Here is a 23,261-nt window from a genome sequence, read left to right as displayed (position 1 = left end):
CGAATCGGCGGGATGGGCGGAATTACTGCAGCCGGTCCAACAGATTCAGCAATGCTTGCGCGCTTTCCGCACGGGTGGTCTTGGCTTGAGGCGTAAACGTGCCATTGGCATGCCCCTTCATTAAGCCAAGGGCCAAAGCTTCATTCACCTCTTGAAGTGCCCATGAAGAAATTTGCTTCCTATCCTTCAGATCCGGTGCTTCCGGTGAAGGAGAGGCGTTCCCCTTGGTTCCATATGCACGGTAGAGCATGACAGCCAGCTCCTCGCGGGTGATCGCCTCGTTCGGTGCGAACGTGCCCTTGCCTCTGCCGTTCACCAGCCCGTGCTGGTAAGCCGCCGCAACCGCCGAAGCATACCATGCATCGCCGTCCACATCCGTGAAGGCCGTGTCTTGCGTGCTTTCAAGGCCCAGGGCACGAACGAGCATTGCGGCAAATTGTGCACGAGTCAGCTGCTGACTCGGACTGAATATTGTATCGCTGGTGCCATTCACAATATGCTTGGCTGCCAGCTCATTTATCGCTTGCTCCGCCCAATGGCCAACAAGGTCGGCAAACGATTTGTCATATTCCAACACGGCATAGTAGCTCAATTGACTGACTTCAGCCGTTAATAACCCGTTTACCAGCTTGCCGCCAGCATATTTCAATTGCCCCTGATCCGAGATGTGGTAGATGCCGGCCAGCTTGCCGTGAATGACGCTGTCGACAGGAAAAGCAATCGTTACAGGTGCTATGAAATGCTCCAGCTTATATGCCTTGCCGTCTTTTGTGCGGACGTTAAGATCTAATGCGTACATCTTGCTGCCCTGCTTCAGTTTAGCCTTCTCGACAGCAGCTGCTTTGGCTACGAGAGAAGCAGCTGTCTGCGATCCAACCTCCTCGAGCTTAAACGAAATGACTGCATCCTTAGCCTGCTCGGCCGGTACGAGCTGGCGCAGCGCTTTGAGCAGAGCGGACGGAAGCTGTACCATCACGCCGTCCTGCTTCAGTTCCAGCGGCTTCGTCCCCAGGATGTCCCCTGCCGTCAGCGGCAGGAGAACTTCGATATCCTCGGCACCGAGCTGAATTGTCACCTTCTCTTGCCCGCCACGCAGCGACTCTTCGTTAACGATCCGCTGACCCTGATTTGGCTTCGTTCCCGGATCGATTGGCGGATTGCCGCCTGCTCCCCCGCCTCCGTTTCCACTGCCGGGGTTGCTGCCGCTGCCGCCGTCATCGATCTTCGCATTCATTTTAATCACAATGGCCGTCAGAGGCTCAAGCGTCATCGAGCCGGAGGTTAACGTGAAGCCGGACTTCGCTTTGACGCCGGTCGTGCCTGCTTCATCGTTATCGACCACCACCGTGCCGGAAGTCAGATCTTCATTAAGTGTCAACGTTCTCGACTGGTTGTCGGCATTAACGAACACATAATAATCGCCGGTTCCGTCCGTCGCTTTATTCTTATAGGCGATGACCAGATCCTGCGCTTTTACTTCGGGAATCTGCAGCAGCGTCACGTTCGAATTCACCATCGACTGATCGCCAAGGCGGAATGCATCGGACGACTTTCTCAACTGTATCAGTCCGGTCGTATATTCCCGCGTTTTGTTGTTCTCCGGATATTTGGCTTCATCCGTCGCCTTCTCCCAATCGAACATGTTGATGGCATCGGAGGAGTCGTAGGAGTCATGGATGAAATAACCGAAACGGTTTCCTGCCTCATCCTCTAATTCGTGGTATTTCTGCTCGGGTACCCCCGAGCCCAGCCATTGCTTGGTCCGCCCGTACTCCTGTCCTGCATGGAGGAACGCCGTTCCTTGCGAGGTCAAGGTGAGCAGGTTGCCCAGGCGAATGCGCTTATGGATCTCGAGGTCATTCGCTGCAATCGACGGATCCTTTTTGATGGACTGCGCAATGATGTCGTACAGCGGCAGATTATCATGGGCTTCAATGTATTGAACGATGTCACCCGGATCGTCTTCCTTCGTGTTGCTCGGCTGCGCCTTGATATTGTTGAAAATGGTTTGGATGTCGCGCGCGCCGCCCGTAATGAATCGTGGCTCGCCTTCATTGCCGAAGCCGGATTTCAGCTCGTTTCGGAACTCATCGGAGAAAACGCCGACGTTATCCGTTTTATCCATCCAATTCTGGTCTGCGCCCTTGCCTGCCAAGGAAGGATCCGACAGATGACCGCCGAACGTGACCCAGCCCTCGCCGATAAACAAGGCGTTCGGGTTGATGGCGGCAGCCGCATCATAAGCGTTCTGCACGGCTTCATAGGTGGCGTCGCCCATCATGTCCCAGCGCATGCCGTCGATTTTGTATTCGTCGAACCAGTATTTCACGGAGTCCACCATCAGCTTCTCGGCCATCTTGTGGTTGGTCGCCAGATTGTTGCCGAAGCCGCCGATGAAATTGCCGTTGGCGTCCTGGAACGCATAATAGTTCGGCACGATATCATTCAAGAAATCGGCCTTGGCCATATGGGTGTAGACCACGTCCAATACGACGCCCATGTCCGCCTCGTGAATGGCGTTAATCATCGCCTTCAGTTCTTTGATGCGAAGCTCGGGATCCGTTGGATCTTCGGAGTAAGCACCGTCAGGGGAGAAATAGCTGTGCGGGTCATACCCCCAGTTGTACTCATTGTCTTTGGCCGAATAATCCAGCTCCCTGTTCTTCATGGCCGCTTCGTCACCGTAATACCAAGCCATCACGGGCAGCAGCTGAACATGGGTGACGCCCAGGGACTTGATGTATTCGAGCTTCTCTTTGAATGCATCGTAGGATCCCCAAGTCGCGTTATGCAGGTCGTTCTCAATCGTCGGATCGGACGTGAAATCCCGGACGTGAATCTCCCAGATGATGGCGTCTTCCCGCTGCTCGTAGTCCGGAATGTCCGCAAAATCATATCCGACGGGATCCGTTTGACTCAAATCGACAATCGCGGCTTTGCCGACGGCATCGCCGTCCGGTCCAACTTCGCCCTTGGTGTTCACTCTGAATTGCGCCATGGATTTGGCATATGGATCCAGCACGGTTTTCGTCACGCCGTTGTTAGTCACTTCGTATTGATAAAAATATCCTCTAAAATCTTGGATACCGAGGTCTCCTGGATTCAACTGAACCGACCATACCCCTTTGTCTCCCTTTTGGAGGGCGACGTTGCCGATAAACTGCGTGGCATCATCCTTGCCGTACACATTTGCGGTGACGTCGGTCGCCGTCGGTGCCCACAGCTTAAGCTCGGCTCCTCCAGCCTGATAAGTCGCCCCGAGGTCATCGCCGTCGTAAGCGTACATCTCATCCAGCATTCTCCAGCCGGTGGAGGCGGATACGGTTTTTCCGGCGTAAGTTACGCTTAGCGGTATCTGATCCAGCTGAAATGATGCCGACACTTCGATGGTCGTGTTTCCGGTAACCTTCACGTTTTGAATGGCAACCGTATGGCCGTCCTTATCCTTAATCTGCAGCTCATTCTTCAGCGTATCCGCTTCCAAACCATCGGTCATGGTAAATCCGAGCTGGAGCTTTCCGGGAGCCAATACCTCGGCAGAGACCAACCCGGTAGGCACTTCCCCATACGGAGATGTGTAGACGGTGTTGTCGCCTTCTTGAATGAACAGATGCTGGTATCGGTCTACCAGGGTGAAGCCTTTGTCGCCTCCGTCTTTGCCGGCGTCTCCTTTGGCCGGATCCAGCACGAGAAAGTTAATCTTCTGGGCCCCCGGCTTCATCGGAACGTCCACGTATGCGCCATATCGGTCGGTTTGGCCTGATGGGAACATGGTAGCCCCCGTCGGCCAATCCTTCGAAGGCGCAGCGACATCGTCGCCCCATATCCACAAACCGTACGGATCGTAGTTCTGATCCTGCCGTTGATAATGAATGCGCACGGTATCCGCCGGCAGGTCAACAGGCTCAAAGCTGTATACCGTATCGGAGCCTTCCTTGAGCCATACTTCGTTCATGTCCGGCGAGGCTAGGGTGAATTTCTTGTCGCCGCCGTCTTTATTGCCGTTGAAACGATCGACAACGACGATGCCGACTTTTTGGGCGCCGTCCTTGAGCGGAATGTCGACGAAGGCCCCATAGCCGTCCTGCTGCCCGCCAGGGAATGGCGTTGCGCCAATCGGCCAGTTGGCGGACGGGGATGCGACGTCATCGAATATCCACAGTCCGATGCTGCCATAATTCGCGTCAGCCCGGTTGTAATGGACGCGCAGATGGTTAGCCGGCACCGGCGTTTCCGGATCAGCGGGTACCGTGAAATGAGCGGCAACGCCGTGATTGGCCGCATCGTAGCTGAACGTAACCTTAACGTCCTGTGGCAGCTGAAGCTTTTCCCGATTAGCGGGGTGAACCGGACTTGCCGCGTCGCTGCCCAAAACGATTTGGTACTCATGATCCCCTTCGTAGACGTCGGCCGTCACCGTGTATACATGGTCATAATCGGAATCCTGCATGATTAATCTCGCATCCGCAGGCGACCAGTTAGCCGCTTCGCCGATGCCCGATTGGAAGCTGCCAATCACTCGGGGTAGCTTACCCGCCTCGATCGGAGCATAGTATGTAGAATCCGCGATCCGGTGCGTCCCATGATTGTAATAAAAGGTAACCTGGGAATCTTGAGCGAGCGTTATGAGGATGTTGCCATCCTTGTTTGCTCCGCTGGGATTGGAATAATGGGCGGAGCCGTAATTCTCGTCCCACTTTCCGTCGATCGCGATCTTGTATTCGTACGATCCCGCGGGCAAGCTGCCGGTGAACCTGTATTCTCCGTTCCCCATATCGTGCATGGTTGTCGCGGCAGCAGCCGGATCCCAATCCCCGCTATGGCCTAATTCGGATTGCAGAGTCCCCACCAGCGTAACCTGGCTTGGCGCGCTATTGGCATTGGCCGTTGATGGCGGAATGCCGAGCATGGAGAAAATCAGCGAAACAATCATGAAGATGGACCACGTTCGTTTGCTTGAAACCGTCATTCTCATGAAACAAATAGCCTCCTTCTGTTCTTGGATTAGGTACAGCTGATACGATGTTGATGCCAATCATTGCGCAAACGCTTGCATAAACAGGTTTGAGCTTCCATCAAGTAAAGTACGACAATTACTGACAAGAGTTAGAGAATATGTTCGAAATATAGAATGAAACAAAAATAGATGAAAGCGATTGCAATGGAAACGTTTGCATCATTTATTGTAGTATCGAGTCTCCTTCTCGTCAACCACATTTTGACCTGTTTTCACAATGAATTTTGTGGCTCAAGCGAGTTTTCTCCAGCAGCATCTAGCTATAACAATCGGATAGGAGGCTACCCATTAGTTGAGTAGCCGACTTTCCACACCACCCTACGTACCGTTCGGTATATACTCGAGACTTACGATTGTTCGGCCCTTTCCAAAAAAAGCTTCTCTGTAGTATGGCTTCTGCTAGCTTCTCACAGCAAGCTTCACTCCGCCGTTCGGATTTTTTCTTCTGTGAGATCTCCCCAGGTAAGAGCGATAACCTTCCCCTCATCCACCTGCCACAATTTACAGGATGGGATTCGAGCAGTATTGGACTTTGCTTTGTTAGGCAAGCTCGCCAGTCCCATCCTGCATTGTATGTGATTTCTGTCCGTCAGACCGAGGGTTTGCCGTCGGTTTCCTTCAGATTCCGCCTCGCGGCGGACCCCTTGCCTTTAGCTAGCAGTCCTACGCCAAGCCTGTAGCGGACTAACATCTCCAAGTTATCGCCCTTGTCGAGCGCACCAAACAGAACAAAAGCCGGCCCCCATAAGAGTGGACCGGCTTTTGTTCTGTTGTTTTAGATTTCTCATCCTAAACATCTGTCATGGAACCGATATTTGCCCTGCCCAATCCAAGGCATAAGTAGCTGAATTATAGGCTAGGACCCCTATGGTGTAGTTGCCCGTTGCTGTTGGCTTAAAACTAATCGTTTCCTGAGGAAGAACTCCTGTACTACTCTGGATCGCCAAATCTAGTCTCAGTTGTCCATTCTGAATAGGCTCAACCCCCGGTTTCCATATATACAAATCCAAGTCTGCACCATTTTCATCATTGATGATCAGTGTGTTGGCGAAATGAGCATCTGTGCTATTAACCTTAATATTGTATAAATTAATGTTGTTCGCTGCTATATTTGTTTGTGCTCGAATATGATTACGATAGTTATCGAAAGAACCGGTAGAAGACCCTGAGGCAGCTTTAATCGTTTGATGGCCTAGGATGAGCCCGTTACCATAAACTTTATCATATCCCGACATCCCATAATCTTCTATTTTAAAATCATAATTAAGGCTCCCATTACTAGCTTGAAGCATTAAAGCTGCTAATCCGGTAATCATGGGAGTGGCCATTGAAGTTCCGGTGTATGTAATATATTCGCTAGTAGAGTTTGCCTTAGCAGCGCGAATAGAAGTCCCAGGTGCTGCCAATGTAGGACCTTCCGATCCGGTTCCCCGGTTGGACGAAGCATTTAGATACCATCCTCCTTCGTAAGGGTCCGCCACATTCGCAACGGACAACACGTCCGAACATTTGGCCATATGATTAAGCGAGCCATAGTCCGATCCTGTTGGTGTATTCCCTGCAGCCACCACAGTAAGTATTCCATTATTCGCCGCAGTAGACACCCTGTTGCAAAAGCTTGTGTTGGCCGATCCTGAACTGCCGAGACTTATATTAATGATATCAATTCCATATGTGTCCTTGTTGGCAACAATCCAATCCATCGCACTCAGTATATTCTGGGTAGAACAACTTGTATTGCTTGAGCATACCTTGATCCCCACGAGGGCTGCACCAGGAGCCACCCCAGTTTCTATTCCGGGATCTCCCGCTCCCGTTCCAGTTGCAATACTGGCAACATGCGTTCCATGACCCAAATCATCATACGCTGTAGTTGAGGATGTATTCACAAAGTCCTTCCAGCCTATAATTTTGCCTCCACTCAAATCAACATGTCCACTATCTATACCCGTATCAATTACTGCGATCACTGAGTCGTTTTTGGAATACGATGCCTTTCCATCACGATTACCTGTTACTCCGTAGTCACTTCTTCCCTTTTTAATTCCAGTCATATCGGTAGCACCGTTCAAATAGATTTCTGATTGCTGTTCGTCTGGCTCACCATATACAGACACTACATCGTCCGGGGTTGAAAGGGAGGCTATTTCATCCAATTGCAGTAATTGTTCAATTTGATCGGTTGTTAAAGTGGCAAAAAAACTGTAACCACCAAAACCATTCAAATCTGTGATATTACCATTGAATATTTCCGATTCCCTTTCTATGAATTCTTCCTTCGTCATCCCTGCATCGTAATTCAGCATGATACTTACGTCTATTTTCCCTTGAGCATGTAATGTCATAACCTGAAGTCTTTCTTTCAATTTGTCCAACATTTTCGAAGGGGCTGTCAAGGTGTTATATTGGGTCCTATTGAGGTTCAGGGACAGACTACTCTCCGTAAAATCGGGTTCAGAATCCAACAGGTTGACTTGTACATCAAGGGTAGCCAGAGATTTCGTGAGGGGCAGATGCTCTGGCGCAATTTGAACTCCATCAGCACTAACCGTTGTAGGCAAAACAAGAAGACAGGATAGGATACAAAGACTAAGACACTTGACGAATTTCTTTGAATTCATGGACTGTACCTCCTTATTGACCTTCTTAATATCATGTGCACATCGAAATAAAAAGCTAGAATACCAAGATTCCCCTCCTTTTGTATCTGAGTTCGATAATGATATTTTCTTATTGAGTTTACAAATATATGAATATTTTTACAAAATAAGTATACATTAGTATTTTTGTTTTCTATCTAACAACTTATTTAGGTTATCAATAATTCTCTAAACTATTCCTGAAATACGTCAAATAAGGTCTTTCAAATCCAAAAACTATTATCTATAATACACTTATGGAAAATAATGTATGACCAATATAACGAGCGAGGTGACCAATGGATATTTTATCGACAAGGCCCATAATCCTTGATAACCACTGTTACATTGATATCGATCAATCTATTTTCATGAAAAACGGTCTTCCTTTGTCCCTTTCCAGATTAGAACTCCGTCTTCTCCAACGTCTTGCTTATAACCTTGATGAAACAGTTCCTTTGCTTACAATTTATAAGTTCATGTGGCTCTCAGAGGAAAATATAGATCTTCATCTGCTCTATGTATACATAAACCGTGTTCGCAAAAAAATTGAGGACCATCCAAGAACGCCCCGATTTATTATCTCTGTCAGAGGAACCGGATACATGCTGCGCTCCTATATTTCCGAAAATCATAAAAAAAAGCCTCAATACTTCGCCAAATGAATCAGCGTAGTACGGGCTTCTCAACATAATTAATAGATGGACACCGTATCCGATGGAAGTGAAATGGTGGATACTTCACTCCATGTACTCACTTCCTCAATTTCTTTGATTTTCAACTTGGCAAAAAAACTGTATCCTCCGAAACCATCCTTGTCAGTTACAGCCTCCTTAAACGCAGAGAACTTCGTTTTTAAAAAGTTTTGTTTGGATATGTTCAGATCATATCTAAGCATAATACTTACTTCGATCAGTTCTTCTGTTTTATTCAGTTTGTAGTCGTCCATAAGCGTTTGCAGCGGTTCAAGGATTACTGCATCTTTCACGGTTCGGTCTCCCTCCACTTTTTGTTTCTCTCTTTCGCCCTTGGCTGAAGGACAGATTTTTTGAGCCTTCACTGTTTTGACAGCAGGTGACTTCAATTCTGTTTCTTTAGCTGAGGCTACTGAAGGAATTAATAAGAGACATGCGATTAAGGAAATAATTACTTTTCTTTGTGTCTTCATCAAATTCCCACCTTATCATTTTTTGATTTACAATACTTTCCTATTTAGACGTGAATCGTCCAGTAAATGTTTCGTTGTAACCTCACCTTCTCCAGAATAAATTAATCCAGACTGGATCGGACTAAAACAAAATAGGTTTAGCTCTAATATAGGTTCATATCACATATCATCAATATTATTACTATTTTGTTTTGAACCAAGATGATATCTTTTTCATACATATCCCCCATATTTATAATTATCTTTGTTAGCATGCATACGGAAATTATTGAATAGTTGGGTTAGTGTTTATTGGGTAATATTAGGAAATAATATTCATTATTAAAGATCAGCTTGATTTAGAATACTTGAATATGCCTATTTCCCTTTCATATACATAAAAACTTAGAACGAACAATGGTTACGAAAATATAAGTTATTTCATCTCGCTTTGTTATCCAATGTTCTCACTTAAGCGATAGTAAGATGGATTGGAAGGATACTTTTCGCAAACTTAGGATTGATTTCCCGCGAGGATTCCCATAACATTAAACATTATAATGATATAATGTTTAATGTTCGTAAAATCATGAATGCAGGGGGATTTCATATGGAATTTCGTTTCGAGGGCGCTGTTACGGATGTCATGCCAGGCATTGAGCTGCTGCTGGATGAGCTTGGCGTCGAACTTGGGGATAACGGCATCCCCGTTGAGGTAGCCTTGTCCGATGGCGATCTGGAGGTCGGCAAGGACCGAGACCACGCCTATATTCGTTACGGACGAAAACATCAATTTTTCAGGGGACTCGGCTTGCTGGTTCAACATAGCCGCCAAAACGATACGTTCCACTTTCACGAACGCCAGCAATTTGACCAGATCGGCCCGATGTTCGACTTGTCCCGCAACGCCGTGCTGACCGTGGACAGCTTCAAGCTCATGCTGAACAAGATGGCCCTGATGGGGATGAACAGCGTGATGTTATACATGGAGGACACCTACCAGATCGAAGGCGAACCGTATTTCGGTTATATGCGCGGTCGCTACACGCAGGCGGAGCTGAAAGAGATAGACGATTATGCCGATCAATTCGGCATTGAGGCTTTTCCAAGCATCCAAACCTTGGCGCACCTGGAGGAGTTTCTGAAGTGGGAGCCCATCAAGCATTACCGCGATACGAAAGGTGCCCTGCTCGTCGGCAGCGAGCAGACCGATTCCCTGATTGAACGGATGATCGAGGCTGCCAGCGCTCCGTTCCGCAGCAACAAGATTCATATCGGGATGGACGAAGCGGAGGAGCTCGGACGTGGTAAATATTTGGATCACAACGGTTATGTGAGCCGTTTCGACATTATGATCGCCCATCTGGACAAAGTCCTGGCTGCCGTCCGCAAGCGCGGCCTGAAGCCGATGATGTGGAGCGACATGTTCCTGAAGCTCGCTGCCGGCGGAGGCGGCGATGCGGCGTATTACGACAAGGACACCTCGATTCCGGAGGATATGGCCCGCCGCATCCCGAAGGATGTGGACATGGTGTACTGGGATTACACCCACATGGAGCCGGAGGACTATGAGAAGCTGATCGCCAATCACCGCCCGCTGGGCTGCAACCTCGTGTTTGCCGGAGCCGTCTGGATCTTTAACACATTCGGCGTCAACTACGGGTTGTCCCTGAACGCTTCGAATGTTGCGCTTCAAGTGTGCAAGCGGGAAGGAATCCGCGAGGTATACGCCACGATGTGGGGCGACGACGGCAACGAAGGAAATCCGTTCGCGGCGCTGCTCGGTCTGCAGCTTTATGCCGAGCATGCCTACTTGGAACAGGAGCCTTCCCCGGCTCAGTTGGCGGAACGGGTGAAATTCTGTACGGGCATCGATATGGAGGCGTTCCTCCTGCTGAAGGATCTGGACGAGATTCCGGGCCAGGAGCCGAACAACGCCAAGCAGAGCAACCCTTCAAAATTTTTACTGTATCAGGACGTGCTCCTCGGAATGTTCGACAAACAGATCGAAGGCCTGGACCTATCGAACCACTATGCCGAGCTGGAGCAAAACCTGCGCGCGAAGCGCGATAGCACGGCCGAGCTGGACTATCTGTTCGAGATGCCGGAGAAGCTGAGCGCCGTCCTCAAACGCAAGAGCGAAATCGGCATCCTGCTGAAGCAAGCCTATGATGCCAAGGACGCCGATACCTTAAGGCATATGGCCAAGAACGTGCTCCCTGCCATCTCCAAAGCCGTTCAAGAGCTGCGCATTGCCCACCGCACGCAGTGGCACCGGATGTTCAAGCCCTTTGGCTGGGAGGTCATCGACATCCGTTATGGCGGCGTCATCACCCGCCTGGACACAGCATCGTTCCGCATTCTGGAATACGTGGAAGGACGGACGGCACGGATCGAGGAGCTTGAGCAGGAACGGCTGGTGTTCAGCACGACCAACCGCGACAATCACAAGGGAGTCGGCTGGTGCAGCCATTATTACCGCATGGCTTCGCCAAACGTGTTCTACCATGTGCTGAATCCTTTTTAAGGATCAAAGCTGCTTTTCAGCTCATACCATTCATCCCAAACAAAAAGAGCCTCGGTTGCCGGGACTCTTTTTACATTTATCGCTGAGGCATAGATGATATGCTCTATTCACGCTCAGGATTCGTGACGCTGCACTTCCTCATACCAGTCTCGCACATCCCGGCTAAGCCGTTCCACGATCTCGGGGTAACGGTCCGCCAGGTTGGTTCGCTCCCCGGGATCCCTGGACAGATCGGACAGGTGAACCTGATCGGGAACCACGCGGTCGAAATCGAGCTTCCCGTTCAGCACCAGCTTCCAATCCCCTTCCCGAACAGCCAGTTGGCCTTGATACTCCCAGAACAATTGCTTATGCGGCGACGGCTCGTGCATTTGCAGCATCTCCTTCAGGCTGCTTCCGTCCAGCGCAACGCCTTGAAGCGGTCCTGCCGCCGGATCGACGCCGGCCAGATCCAAAAAGGTCGGTGCGATGTCCATCATAGCCGCCACCTCATCGCGCACTTGTCCTCCTTTCCAACCGTTCGGCCAGCTCAATATGGCAGGTTCGCGGATGCCGCCTTCGAACAGGCTTGCTTTATGCCCCCGGAAGATCCCCGCGCTTCCCCCGTAATACACGTCTTCCGTTCCGTCCAGCCAGTTCCGGCTCTCGGAGGACGGTCCGTTATCGCTGGAGAAAAAAATGACCGTATCCTCGTAACAGCCGGCTTCCTTCAAGGCCTTCACGATCTCCCCGACGCCGTCGTCCACCGCGGCAATCATGGCGGCCATGACCTGCCGATCCCAAGGCAAATGCGCAAACCGGTCCATATATTCCTGCGGCGCATGCATCGGGTAGTGCGGCGCATTGTACGACGCAAACAAGAAGAACGGAGCTTCCTGCTCCCGCGACCGCTGAATGAAATCAACCGATCGTTCCGTGATCAGCTCGGTCATGTACCGGCCGTTCGCCCAAACCTCCGTTTCGTTCTCCCACAGATCATGCAGGGGGTTGACGCCATGGGCTTGGCCCCAATAAAAAATGTGCGAGTAAAAATCGATGCAGCCTGCCTTGAATCCGAAAAACTCATCAAATCCATGCGCATTCGGGCTGGTTTCCTCGGACAAGCCCAGATGCCATTTTCCAAACAGCCCCGTCCTGTACCCGGCAGGCTTGAGCGCCTTGGCCAACGTCACCTCGTCGGCAGGCAGTCCATGCGAGCCCCGCTTCGCCCCCAGAATCTCGCCGACTCCCGCTCGGGCCGGGTACTTGCCCGTCAATAAAGAGGCTCGTGACGGAGAGCAGACCGGAGAATTCGAATACCAATTCGTAAAACGAATGCCTTCATCAGCCAACCCGTCCAGATGTGGGGTTCTCACCGTGTCCGAACCGTAACATCCAAGATCTCCATACCCTAAGTCATCGCAATAAATCACGATAAAATTCGGTTGTTTCATATCTCCATTCACCTCTACTATGCTCAACTTGTTCCTCATCATCGTACCTTTTGGCGGACGAATACGGAATGTTCCAGCCTTGCAATCGTTATACAATATGTTGCATTATAGCAGTAACAAAAGAAATGATCGGTATAGGTGGAAGGAGGACACATGAGTTTAACAGTAAATCAGCAGCCATCCCGGGAAGAATACTTTAATAACCCGGCTCACTTTGAGACACAACTGGGATTATGGATATTCAAATCCGGATCCCACCCCTTTTTCACCGATAAAGTCGGTCCCCGGTCCGTCGAGTTTTATAGTATACATTTCGTTGCCAGCGGCAAAGTGCGGTTCGGCTGGGACGGCAGCAGTGTCTCCCTCTCGGAAGGCGACCTCTTCTGCCTCTTCCCCGGCTCGGTCTATACATATTTCAAGGACTGCGACGAGCCGTCTACCATGATCACCTGGACGGCCTTTATGGGCGAGTTGATGCCGTCCATATTGAGGCATGTCGATTTAGGTCCGGAGCGGCCCTATCGACGAAATGCCTTCAGGGACGATGCCTTGGCTGTCATCAAGGACATCCAGCGTTTGCTCCGGCAGCCCCAGCAGGACCATAGCCTTCAGCTGATGTCGCTGGGATTCCAGTTGATCCACAGCATCGATCCCAACCGGGACCAGCACCTCCCGGCTGCTTCCGACTGGCTCGAATCCGCCCCCGGTTATATGGGGCTTCATTGCACGGAGAACCTGTCCGTGGAGGACCTTGCCGCCTGGGCCGGCGTGCATCGCAGTCACTTCACCCGCGCTTTTACCCGCCGATACGGCATCTCTCCGTCCCGCTACATGCAGCAGTTGATCATGGAGAAAGCGACCCGCCTGTTAACCGCCGAGGGAACCAGCATCACGCAGACCGCTTTATCCCTGGGGTATTCGGATTTGTTCACCTTCTCCCGCGCCTTTACCCGGTATTACGGAATGACGCCGAGCACATTCGTGAAAGCGAACCGCCCATCATCGAGAACAAGCGAATAACTCGGATCCGCCAATACGATAAACAATAAAGGAATCGCCCTTATCGATCCTACAGCAACGAAAAGAGGCCATCCGATTAGGGATAGCCTCTAGCTTTTTACATTATCTTTTTTACGCTGCTACAAACGGCAGGACAACCTATTCCTCCATCAGCCCCCACAGCGTGGTATATGCCTCGCCTTCCAATTGAAAGAACACAGGCGCATTGGCATATCGCACATATTGGCCGCCTTTAAACAGCCTTAACTGGACTTCCGTCCCGTCCTGCAGCTCAATATACAGAAATTTCTGCTCGCTAGGCCCGGTCTCGTAGATCCCTTGCTCAAACAGAGGCTCTGCCGCTATCGGCTTCGCTTCATATAAAGCTTCAACGAAGGCTTGCACCGCCGTATCGTCGGCAAGCTCGCGCAGCTTATTCTCGCCCATGTTCCAGCTGTCGAAATCCTGCCATTGAACCGAAGTCATGTTCCCCACCAGATTCAGCTTGCCGATGATATCCTCGCCCTTGGCCACCGTAATCCCGTTGAGGTGCTCATACAATTCGGCGTAGACTTCCCCGTCATGCTCCATGTAGGACATGATTCTAAAATCGGCATCATATCCCTTCACCGTGAAAATATCCATTTCGCCGATCGTCGAAGCAAGCTCCGTGTAATCGTCGGCGGAGCTCCATTCCGTAATTCCCGATTTCGACCGTCCAAGCTTATCCCCACGCAGCTGCTTGGCGATGTCCGGCGTGATTTGCGTACCGGTTTGGGTGTAGATATTGCCCTGGTATACAACCAAACCGATCATGTCGGCTTTGATGTTGCTGTCCTTCGGAAGCTCGATTTTCGGAATGGTTACCGGATCGTGACCAACCTTCGCGGTCGGCGGGGTATTCTCCCCCGTCCCCTGTTGAACGACCGGGATATCGCTGTTCGCTGGCTCGTTCTCAAGATTCAATACCAGCGAAGCTACTACCACCAGCCCCAACATAACGGCCGCGGTGACGCCGGCGACCCCCATTCGGCTCATTCTGGTCGTTTGACGCTGATTTTGTTTCATTCCTTTCATAATCCGCTCCTCCAGTCCTTTGTCAGGTTCCATTCGATCTATCAATGATTTGTAGTCATTCCGATTCATCAATCGTCCTCTCCTTCCAAGTCCATGCGCAGCAGCTTCCTGCCGCGCTGAAGACGCATCTTGACCGCAGACTCGTTAATCTGCAAAATCCCGGCGATTTCCTTAACGGAATAATCCTCGTAATAAAACAGATGGATGACCGACTTATACTTGAACGGCAAACTCATGACGTTATCCATCAATGTCCGTTCCGACGGTTCGACAAAATAATCGTTCATATGCTCCATTTTGGTTACCCGCTTGCGCCACAGACTCCCTTGCATGTTCTTGCAATGGTTCGTAATCACCCGAATGAGCCAGGCTTTCTTATGCTCCTGGTCCCTGAAGTCAGGCGCTTTATATATCAGTTTAATGAACGTCTCCTGAATGGCTTCTTCGACATCCTGTTTGTTCCCAAGGTACACCATCGCTATTTTAAAAAGCATATCGCCATATAATTCATAGGTTTCCGTAATATCTCCGCCCGGCCGGAGCGAATCGATCTGCATCGCCTAGACCTCCTTTTACCATTAACACAGTTATGGACGTAGATCGGTCACATTTTGTTTTTAAGTTTTTCGGATTAAAAAAGAAGGTGTCCCAATAGATTAAAATGTACCCCGTAGAGCAGACCTTTTTTAGGTGTCTACTCTACGGGGTACATTTTAGATAGGGCTATCTCCTTTTTCTGTTAGGAGACGCTCCGTGTACGAATCGTTCCTCCCATCGCTGTTGTCTCCAAATTTCTTGGAATGAATTAAGCAAAGGAGAACCACATTTTCACAAAATGGATGTGCGACCCATTTACGAAAGAAGCGGTGCAAGGATCGCATCCTTAGCACCGCCATTTCTATATTTTCAGCTTTTTGATCGATTGGAGTGTTCTTCAGCAGATTTGCTGTTGGCCCCCATCGTATATCACAAAATGCAAATCCATTAACCCTTCCAGCCGCTGTACAACATGTTTATTTTACATACGTCAAATCCTGCATCAAACGATGGAGCACTGCGGCGCTTTCGCCTCGGGTGGCATTCGATTTAGGATTGAAGCGCTGCTTCGGATCTCCGTTCAGAATATCAAGACCCGTCAATTCATATACCGCTGCCTGAGACCAAGCGCCGATCGAGGACGCATCGGCAAAATGGGCTTTTGCCGCGTCGACTGGGTTGTATCCGGCATACGCCAGCGCGTTGTAGGCCATCACGGCCATCTCTTCGCGCGTGATCGTCCGGTTCGGCTTAAAGGTGCCGTCCGTGTAGCCGTTAATGATATCGGCATTGACGGCTGCCTGGATTGCTCCGGCGTACCAGTCGGATGAAGCCACATCCTGGAAGCTGCCTGACGCAGCGTCTGCAGAAAGTGAAAGTCCCAGTGCCCGGACGACAAGCGCTGCGAACTCGGCCCGGGTGACCGAAGCGTTCGGAACAAAGGTCTGCTCCGTGCGCCCGGTCACGATCATTTTGGCCGCAAGCGATTCAACGCTGTCCTTCGACCAATGCGACGCGATGTCCTGGAACGTTACCGGGTTCTGCAACACCAGGTATGTGCTGTTCGTGCGGCTGTAGATATCGATTCGTTGACCATTCACCTTAAATGGAATCGGCGTGTATATCCCGTTTCCGTCCACCCGAACGACCGCGATATCAGTCAACGCATGCGACTTGTCGACATTCAGAGACCGCTTTACATACGATTGGAATGCTTCCAACGTGGCAGTCTTGCCATTACCGGACTTCACCGTCACGGTATAGCTCACAGCTTGTATTGCATTATATCCTTTGGACGCCGCTGATTTAAGGGCATCCGCATCTACAGCAAGTTGAATGACCAATTGAAGTCCGCTAATGTCCGAGCCAGTTTGTGCAGCTAGAGCTTTGAGATTGATCTCCGTTTTCGGAAGCTCATAGCTTCCGTAAGGAGTCACTACAACCAGTACTTGTGCGTTTGTTTGATCAAGCCATGCCCGGAGCGCTTCATTCTCGATGGTAACGGAAGCAGACACGATTGGCTGTGTGCTTGTTACCTCTGCGGTGACTTTTCCGCCCGAAGACTGTTTCAAGGCTTCCTTCATAACCGCTCCAGTCACGCTGCCTGCAGCCGCGCCGTTCTCCACTTTAACCGGAACCTTGATCTTGCCTGGTTCCGCCGGTGGCGTCGTGCCAGGGTTGGAAGGATTCACGGGTGGCGTCGTCGGCCCTGGAGTCCCAGGCGTGCCCGGGTTCCCAGGGTTCCCCGGTCCAGGCTCTCCCGGCCCTCCTGGATTAGGTCCTCCCGGAAGCGGCGCTCCCTTCAAGTCCGTAATCCGTCCTTCGACGGCGGAGGTCTTGGCCGTGATGGTACCTACTTTTTTCACGTAATTCGAGAATACTTCATAATCAGGCTTGTAAAGCAGATTCACGCGACCTTCCAGATAAGCCTTCTCGAGCGATGCATAAAAGTCGCCGCCCTTAGCGGTAAATGCGTTTGTCGCCACCTCATACGATTTATTCATGTCGATCGGCTCATATCCGTTCTTGCCTTTCACCTCGATGCGAAGGACACGTGATCCAACCGGTTTGGTCGAATCATAATAGAACTTCATACCCGCGATATGCGGGAAGCGGCCATCCGCAGCAGGCATCTTGGAAACCCCGTTCTCCATGGCTTCTTTAATCTCGGCGCCCGTCAGCGTGATCGTAACGAGATCATTGTTAAACGGAAGCACCGTCATGACGTCACCCATCGTGATTTTACCTGCTTCAATAGATTCGCGAATGCCTCCGCCGTTCTGCAGGGCGATGACCGCGTTCGTTCCGGCGGCTTGCGCCGCATCCAGCATGCCATCGGCAATCAGATTGCCGAGATTCGTTTCCTTCGTGCGGACATCGGCGCGAACGCCGTTCAGCTTCACTTCCGTCGTACCAACCTCCGTTTGTTTTAACTGCTCCACACCCGGCTTATATTTGGTATTCAGAATTTGCAGCGCCTCTTGATCCGGCTTTACCACGTATTGACCAGCGCTATCTTTCTCGTCAACCGAAATGAGGTTACTGTTCCACTCCTGCAGGACACCCTCGTCGTCAAATACGACCTCAAGCTGACCTAAGAATTGACCTTTTTCACCCGTCTGCACGATCAGCTTCGGTTCGCTGTCCGAGTGGTCCACAACCGCCTCATCCAGCTTGGTATGACTGTGACCGCCCACGATGATGTCGATGCCCTCGACTTCCTTCGCAAGGTTGACATCCACGTCATAACCAAGATGCGACAGTACAACGATTTTGTTGATGCCTTCCTGCTGCAGCATCGCTACGGTGTCTTTTGCCTTTTGCACCGCATTCTCAAAAATTACGTCACCAGGCGAAGCGATGTTGGCCGTGTCTTCGGTTGTAAGTCCAATGAGGCCAACCTGCTCCCCGTCTACCTCCATGATGATGGCCGGGTAGATGGTTGCATCCTTGGCATCCCGGGTCACTTCATTCTTGAATTTCTGAGTCAATAAAGCATCGGCCGAAAAATTCACGTTCGAGGAAACAAACGGGAATTCCGCATGCTCGATGAAATCGTTCAGCACCTCGGATCCTTTATCGAACTCATGGTTACCGAAGGTCATGGCATCATATTGAACCAAATTCATGAACTCCAGATCGGCGAGTCCCAAATATTGATTAAAATACAGCGTGCCGGAGAATACGTCCCCTGCATCCACGAGCAGAGGGTTGACCGCATTCGCTTTGGCTTCCTTGATTGCCGTAACCCGTCGTGCAATGTTATCCGGCGAGCTTACGGTATCCAGATTGGCATGCGTGTCATTGGTATGCAAAATGGTCAGCGGGAAGCCGTCCACGGCTTCTTCCTTCAGATCGATCTGCGCGACGATCGGATCATGATCCGATACGCGGCCCTTGGAGGCCGGGAAATCGGCGTTCAGATGCACGATGTCGACTTGCGTAGAACGGGTCAGGTTCTTGCTGACGAGAATATGGTCCAGCACCTGCGAGTTTCCGTCATACGTGTATGTGTACTGCTCCTTGAGCGGAAGCGTATCGATCAGATTGTCCAATTCGTTGCCTTTCAAAATGTTCGCCGTCTCGGTAAATTGGAAATCATTCAAATCTCCCAGAACAACGACGTTAGCGTCAGGGTTAGCAGACACAACGCTTTTCACGAATCTGTTCACAACCGCTGCAATCTGATGGCGCTGCGTTTCGCTGGAGAGAACCGGCGGCTGGGTATTGCCGAAAGGTCCTTGGTCTCCGGATTTCGAGTTAAAATGATTCGCAATGACAATCACTTTTTCCCCTTGGAATTCGAACTGCGCGGCCAGAGGTTTACGCGATGCGTTGAATGCAGGGTTCAGCGGTTCGATTCGGCCCGGATTCATAGTCAGCTGATTCTTTGCCGCGTCATACGCCACCGATTCAATCGGTGATCCCTTCTTGCCGTTTACACTGTCCGATAACTGGACACGATCGGTGTTATAGAGGAATCCGACCCGAATGTTCGCTCCCGGCGCTCCCCCGTCATTATTATTCACCGGATCGATATCGGTAAAGCTGTAGGTTGGTCCGCCGGCTGCCTTGATGGCGTTAATCAAGGTCTGGTAGCTTTGATCTGCCGCGGTAGTTCCGTTGTTCTGCTCCCCGTTGTTATCCTGTACTTCGACAAGACCAATAATATCCGGAGACTTGATGTTGTTTACGATTGACTCCGCCAGCTTGTTGATTTTGGCGGAACTTACGCCCGGATTGAAATTTTCGATATTATACGTCGCTACTCTGAGCTGTTCGTCTTTCACGTCGATCGTGGATACCTCTTGTTTAAAAGAGCTGCTGTGGATTGCAGGCAATTCGCCTTTAGCCGGAATCACCTTGAAATTGCCACTGTTATAACCGATTACGCCGATCACATCATCGGCAAATGTATCGCCGGTGCCCACTTCTTGTCCCGGATTGCTGTAAGCAATCAGGAGACGCTGCGGATTGAAATTGCCGTTCTCTTTCAGAACCAGCCCGCCGGCTGGCGTAATGACATCCGCGATATCGTTCTCGACACGAGTCGCAATGTTGTAGGTACCACCGCTTGTCCAATACGGACTAATGATCGTTGGCTGCGGAAGTCTGACCAGCATGCCCTCCAGGGACTCATAGAAGTCGATGGCATCTTCGTCCGGATCGAACGTGGTCATGCCGTCGTTATCGATAATGGCAGCCGGAATCGGTCGTCCGCCTTTACCTAAGGTAACAGGGTCCGGCAGTTGTTGACCCTGACCCAGATTCTTGATGGATTGCAGCTCGATTTGAGTGGAGGTCAGGTTACTGGAGCTTCCCTCATTAAACTCGGCCACTTTTCCGGTTACACTCACCAGATCTCCGATTTGAGGCCGGTTTGGATCCGTGGAATACACAAAAATCGCATCCGAGGTATCTGGGTTGGAATCCGGCTTCGGATCCTGGATATAGAATCCCTTGATATTGCCGTTAGAGAACGTGTAACCGTATTGGGTTACAACGCCTTCAATATCGGTTACCGTCTGTCCGGTATACGGCGAAGTATGGTCCTCGCCTTGGATATCCGCGATACGCGGCTGCTGTGTCGCCTTGTAAGCAAATTCGTATACCTTGCTTACTTCTTTACCCGAGACGACGATCGCCTTAATGGTCGTATCTTGGTCAATCTGAATCGGCGAGCTATACAATGTGCTTGATTGCGTTGGAACCGAACCGTCGAGTGTATAATAAATACTCGCCCCTTGTGTAGGGCTGGACAGCGTTACCGTTCCACCGGTAATAATTGGTCCGGCACCCGGACTTGCGATCACGGAGAACATGTCCTCGATTAAGGCATTCTCGCCTAAAGGAATCAGCTCATAGATGTTGCCGAACTGCTTCACCACACCCGTGACGCGGCTGAAGGTCTTCACCGTCTTCAGCTTGGACAATCCGGAATAGATGATGAATTCATGACCGCCTTGCTCGGCCGTATATTCCCCAGATCTGTTTTCGGACTTGATGGTGACATCGTCCAGGTAGACAAGTCGCGCTTCATAAGTCTCTCCCGAAGCTGCAGATAGATCAGCTCCGGTGATTTGAAGAGCCTGCGGCACTCCTGCATTTGCGCCCGTTACATCATGCGGCAGCAAGGCATGCGGTTTGATCTCCTGAAGATTGTTGTAAATCTCCATCACGCCGGCCACACTCACCCGGTCGCCAACACTGGCGTTAAGAGGGTAGTCATAGAGTACGATACCGGCCGAATCATCTTGAATGTAGGTTTCTCTGCCTTCGATATGGGTAATAATGCCTTCCGTCCACACATGCTCGCCTTTTGCCTTGCTGCGGGCTTCAGCGACGGACGTTTGCGTTAAAATATCATATTGGAACGAGGAGACCGGTCCATCCGGTAAACCATCCTGGACTGCATAGGCATCCACCCGCGTAGGCTCGTTAATCTCGATCGGGCCATTCACGAGCTGATATCCCGAATTTCCACTGGACAGATACACATCCGCATAAACGGAAGCGCCCACCGTAGGCGGTTTCAACATGATCTCCGTTCCTGCTGGCCAGGCATTAGGCTCCGGATTGGCGGTTACTGGCCCTAAACCCGTACTAGGAGTGACCGGTGTCTTCGGGCTCGAGCTGTTCCGGGGCTCCGGCTTGGTAACGGTAAAATCAGCGACATTGTTATCCGTGTCGAGGCCGCGATCATTCTGACCAACGGTCAATTCCTTGCGGATCGCAGCCGTGCTGTTGGATAAAGCTGCTGTCGGGCTCGTCTCAGATTCTGAGGCCGATCCATAGCCAACGAGGTCAATACGATCGCCTGCGGCGTTTACCAGATCCACCTTGCCGTTAGAGCCGCTAAGGTTCAATGATCCTGCAGCATCAGCTGTCGGCAAAGAACCACCTACCGAGCCACTACTCTGTTGTTGGATTAAATAATATGCATAAGGCTCTATAATACCAGTTAAAGAGGTCGTGCCGTTAAAAGTGCCTGTTGCGCTTGCATAACGTACCTTCCAGCCTGTCAAGTCGATCGGACTGCCGGTCGGATTGAACAATTCGATAAAATCATGCGTATACGTGGCCCCGCTATTCCCGCCTCCACCGTACACCTGGCTGATCACAACCTGGTCATGCCGGGGGGAAGCCTCCGCCACCTTCACAGGGTTGAAAGGAACGATGATACTCAGAAGCATCACGATTGCCAGAAGCATGCTTAACGGCCTTTGGCACCGATGTAATCGAATGCGCATTCAGGTTTTCACTCCTCTATTCTATTAAATTTTCTCACCTTATTTACTATATATACCAGATATGTTTTGGGAGTTCTAACCTAAAGTATGCTGGATGTAAAAAAACCTCCGATAGACCTAAACCCAAAGCTGGATAGGCATATCAGAGGTTCTATTTGGCTTACATCGACTTGCGCAATACGTTACCGTTTACCTGAATCGAACGGCTCCCCTACGGCTTTCGGCGCATTCGAGGATTTGGAGAAAATCACGAGTGCGATCAGTGTGACAACATAAGGGAAAATCTTGAGAATGACCGGCGGGATTACCGCCAAAGACGGAATGACCTGTGATACGTTGGCTACCGTCGTGGCAAATCCGAAGAACAAGGTGGCCAGCAGGATGCCGAGCGGCTTCCATTGTCCGAAGATCAAGGATGCCAGAGCCAGGAACCCGAGTCCTGCCACGTTCCCCGTAAATTCGCCGGAATACGTCAACAAAATGACAGCTCCCCCGAGTCCGGAAAAAGCACCCGAGATCATGACGCCGACATACCGCATGGACTGTACCTTAATACCTGCTGCTTCAGCCGCGTGCGGATGCTCGCCGCAGGACCGGAGTCGTAGACCGAACGGTGTTCTGTACAGCACAAATGCACTTACCAATAGCAAAATCAGGACAAGCCATGTCGTGGCATAGGTTTTGGTGAAGAATAAATCCCCGATGATCGGAATCTTGGACAGACCCGGAAAATCAAACGGTGCAAAACCATTCGTGATGCTGATCTTGCCGCTACCTGTAATGTTACGGGCAAGGAATATCGTCAGGGCACCCGCGATCATATTGATCGCCGTACCGCTTATAATCTGGTTGGCACTGAGGTTAATGCTGGCAAAAGCATGCAATAGCGAGAATAGCGCACTCGCTGCCGCTGCTGCTAATAGTCCTACCCATAATACCCACGATTGGCCGGGCCATTGGGCCTGCATTTTGAATATGACAAAGGCTCCGATGAAAGAACCGACAATCATCAAGCCGTCAAGGCCGATATTGACGACCCCGCTTCGTTCACTGAACAACGCGCCCAGGGCGGTAATCAAAAGCGGGATCGTGTAAGCGATGGCATACGGAAAAATCTGTTCAATCGTTGTCCACAT

10 protein-coding genes are annotated in these 23,261 nt (G+C 50.7%); 2 read left to right on the top strand and 8 right to left on the bottom strand.

Features of this window, described 5'->3' with window-relative positions:
* Positions 1-22 precede the first annotated feature (22 nt).
* The 3 genes from MKX98_RS02015 to MKX98_RS02005 all read right to left on the bottom strand — a co-directional run bounded on the left by MKX98_RS02015 (position 23) and on the right by MKX98_RS02005 (position 8,824).
* Complete coding sequence (locus MKX98_RS02015) at positions 23-4,975, bottom strand: pullulanase (RefSeq protein WP_339221131.1); 4,953 nt, start codon at positions 4,973-4,975, stop codon at positions 23-25.
* An 842-nt stretch (positions 4,976-5,817) separates the two neighbouring features.
* The gene (locus tag MKX98_RS02010) at positions 5,818-7,638 is read right to left on the bottom strand and encodes a S8 family serine peptidase (RefSeq protein WP_339221129.1); all 1,821 of its coding nucleotides are present in this window, start codon (positions 7,636-7,638) and stop codon (positions 5,818-5,820) included.
* A gap of 712 nt (positions 7,639-8,350) precedes the next feature.
* The gene (locus tag MKX98_RS02005) at positions 8,351-8,824 is read right to left on the bottom strand and encodes a hypothetical protein (protein ID WP_220686856.1); all 474 of its coding nucleotides are present in this window, start codon (positions 8,822-8,824) and stop codon (positions 8,351-8,353) included.
* Between the two features lie 589 nt (positions 8,825-9,413).
* Here MKX98_RS02005 and MKX98_RS02000 point away from each other — a divergent pair.
* The gene (locus tag MKX98_RS02000) at positions 9,414-11,330 is read left to right on the top strand and encodes a beta-N-acetylhexosaminidase (protein WP_339221126.1); all 1,917 of its coding nucleotides are present in this window, start codon (positions 9,414-9,416) and stop codon (positions 11,328-11,330) included.
* Positions 11,331-11,443: 113 nt separating this feature from the next.
* On the opposite strand, the gene MKX98_RS01995 is transcribed toward MKX98_RS02000, so the two are convergent.
* Positions 11,444-12,763 (bottom strand): sulfatase-like hydrolase/transferase, encoded by a 1,320-nt coding sequence (locus MKX98_RS01995; RefSeq protein WP_339221124.1) that lies wholly within the window; start codon positions 12,761-12,763, stop codon positions 11,444-11,446.
* Positions 12,764-12,916: 153 nt separating this feature from the next.
* Here MKX98_RS01995 and MKX98_RS01990 point away from each other — a divergent pair, with 153 nt between their 5' ends.
* Positions 12,917-13,783, top strand: a complete 867-nt coding sequence (locus MKX98_RS01990; protein WP_339221123.1) for an AraC family transcriptional regulator — start codon at positions 12,917-12,919, stop codon at positions 13,781-13,783.
* A gap of 138 nt (positions 13,784-13,921) precedes the next feature.
* Here MKX98_RS01990 and MKX98_RS01985 read toward each other — a convergent pair whose 3' ends face one another.
* From MKX98_RS01985 to MKX98_RS01970, 4 genes are all read right to left on the bottom strand, one after another.
* Entirely contained in the window at positions 13,922-14,908 is a 987-nt protein-coding gene (locus tag MKX98_RS01985; RefSeq protein ID WP_339224286.1) for a hypothetical protein, read from the bottom strand.
* Entirely contained in the window at positions 14,908-15,396 is a 489-nt protein-coding gene (locus MKX98_RS01980) for a sigma-70 family RNA polymerase sigma factor (protein ID WP_009593946.1), read from the bottom strand. Before MKX98_RS01980 ends, MKX98_RS01985 begins: the two co-directional genes overlap by 1 nt.
* Positions 15,397-15,852: 456 nt before the next feature.
* Entirely contained in the window at positions 15,853-22,125 is a 6,273-nt protein-coding gene (locus MKX98_RS01975) for a 5'-nucleotidase C-terminal domain-containing protein (RefSeq protein ID WP_339221122.1), read from the bottom strand.
* A 182-nt stretch (positions 22,126-22,307) separates the two neighbouring features.
* A complete protein-coding gene (locus tag MKX98_RS01970; RefSeq protein WP_220686862.1) occupies positions 22,308-23,261 on the bottom strand; it encodes an ABC transporter permease in 954 nt (317 codons plus the stop codon).

This window comes from Paenibacillus sp. FSL W7-1332 (genome assembly GCF_037969785.1).
Taxonomy (GTDB): domain Bacteria; phylum Bacillota; class Bacilli; order Paenibacillales; family Paenibacillaceae; genus Paenibacillus_AQ.
Note: the sequence above shows the minus strand (reverse complement) of the source record. Positions and strands in the feature narration are given on the sequence as shown.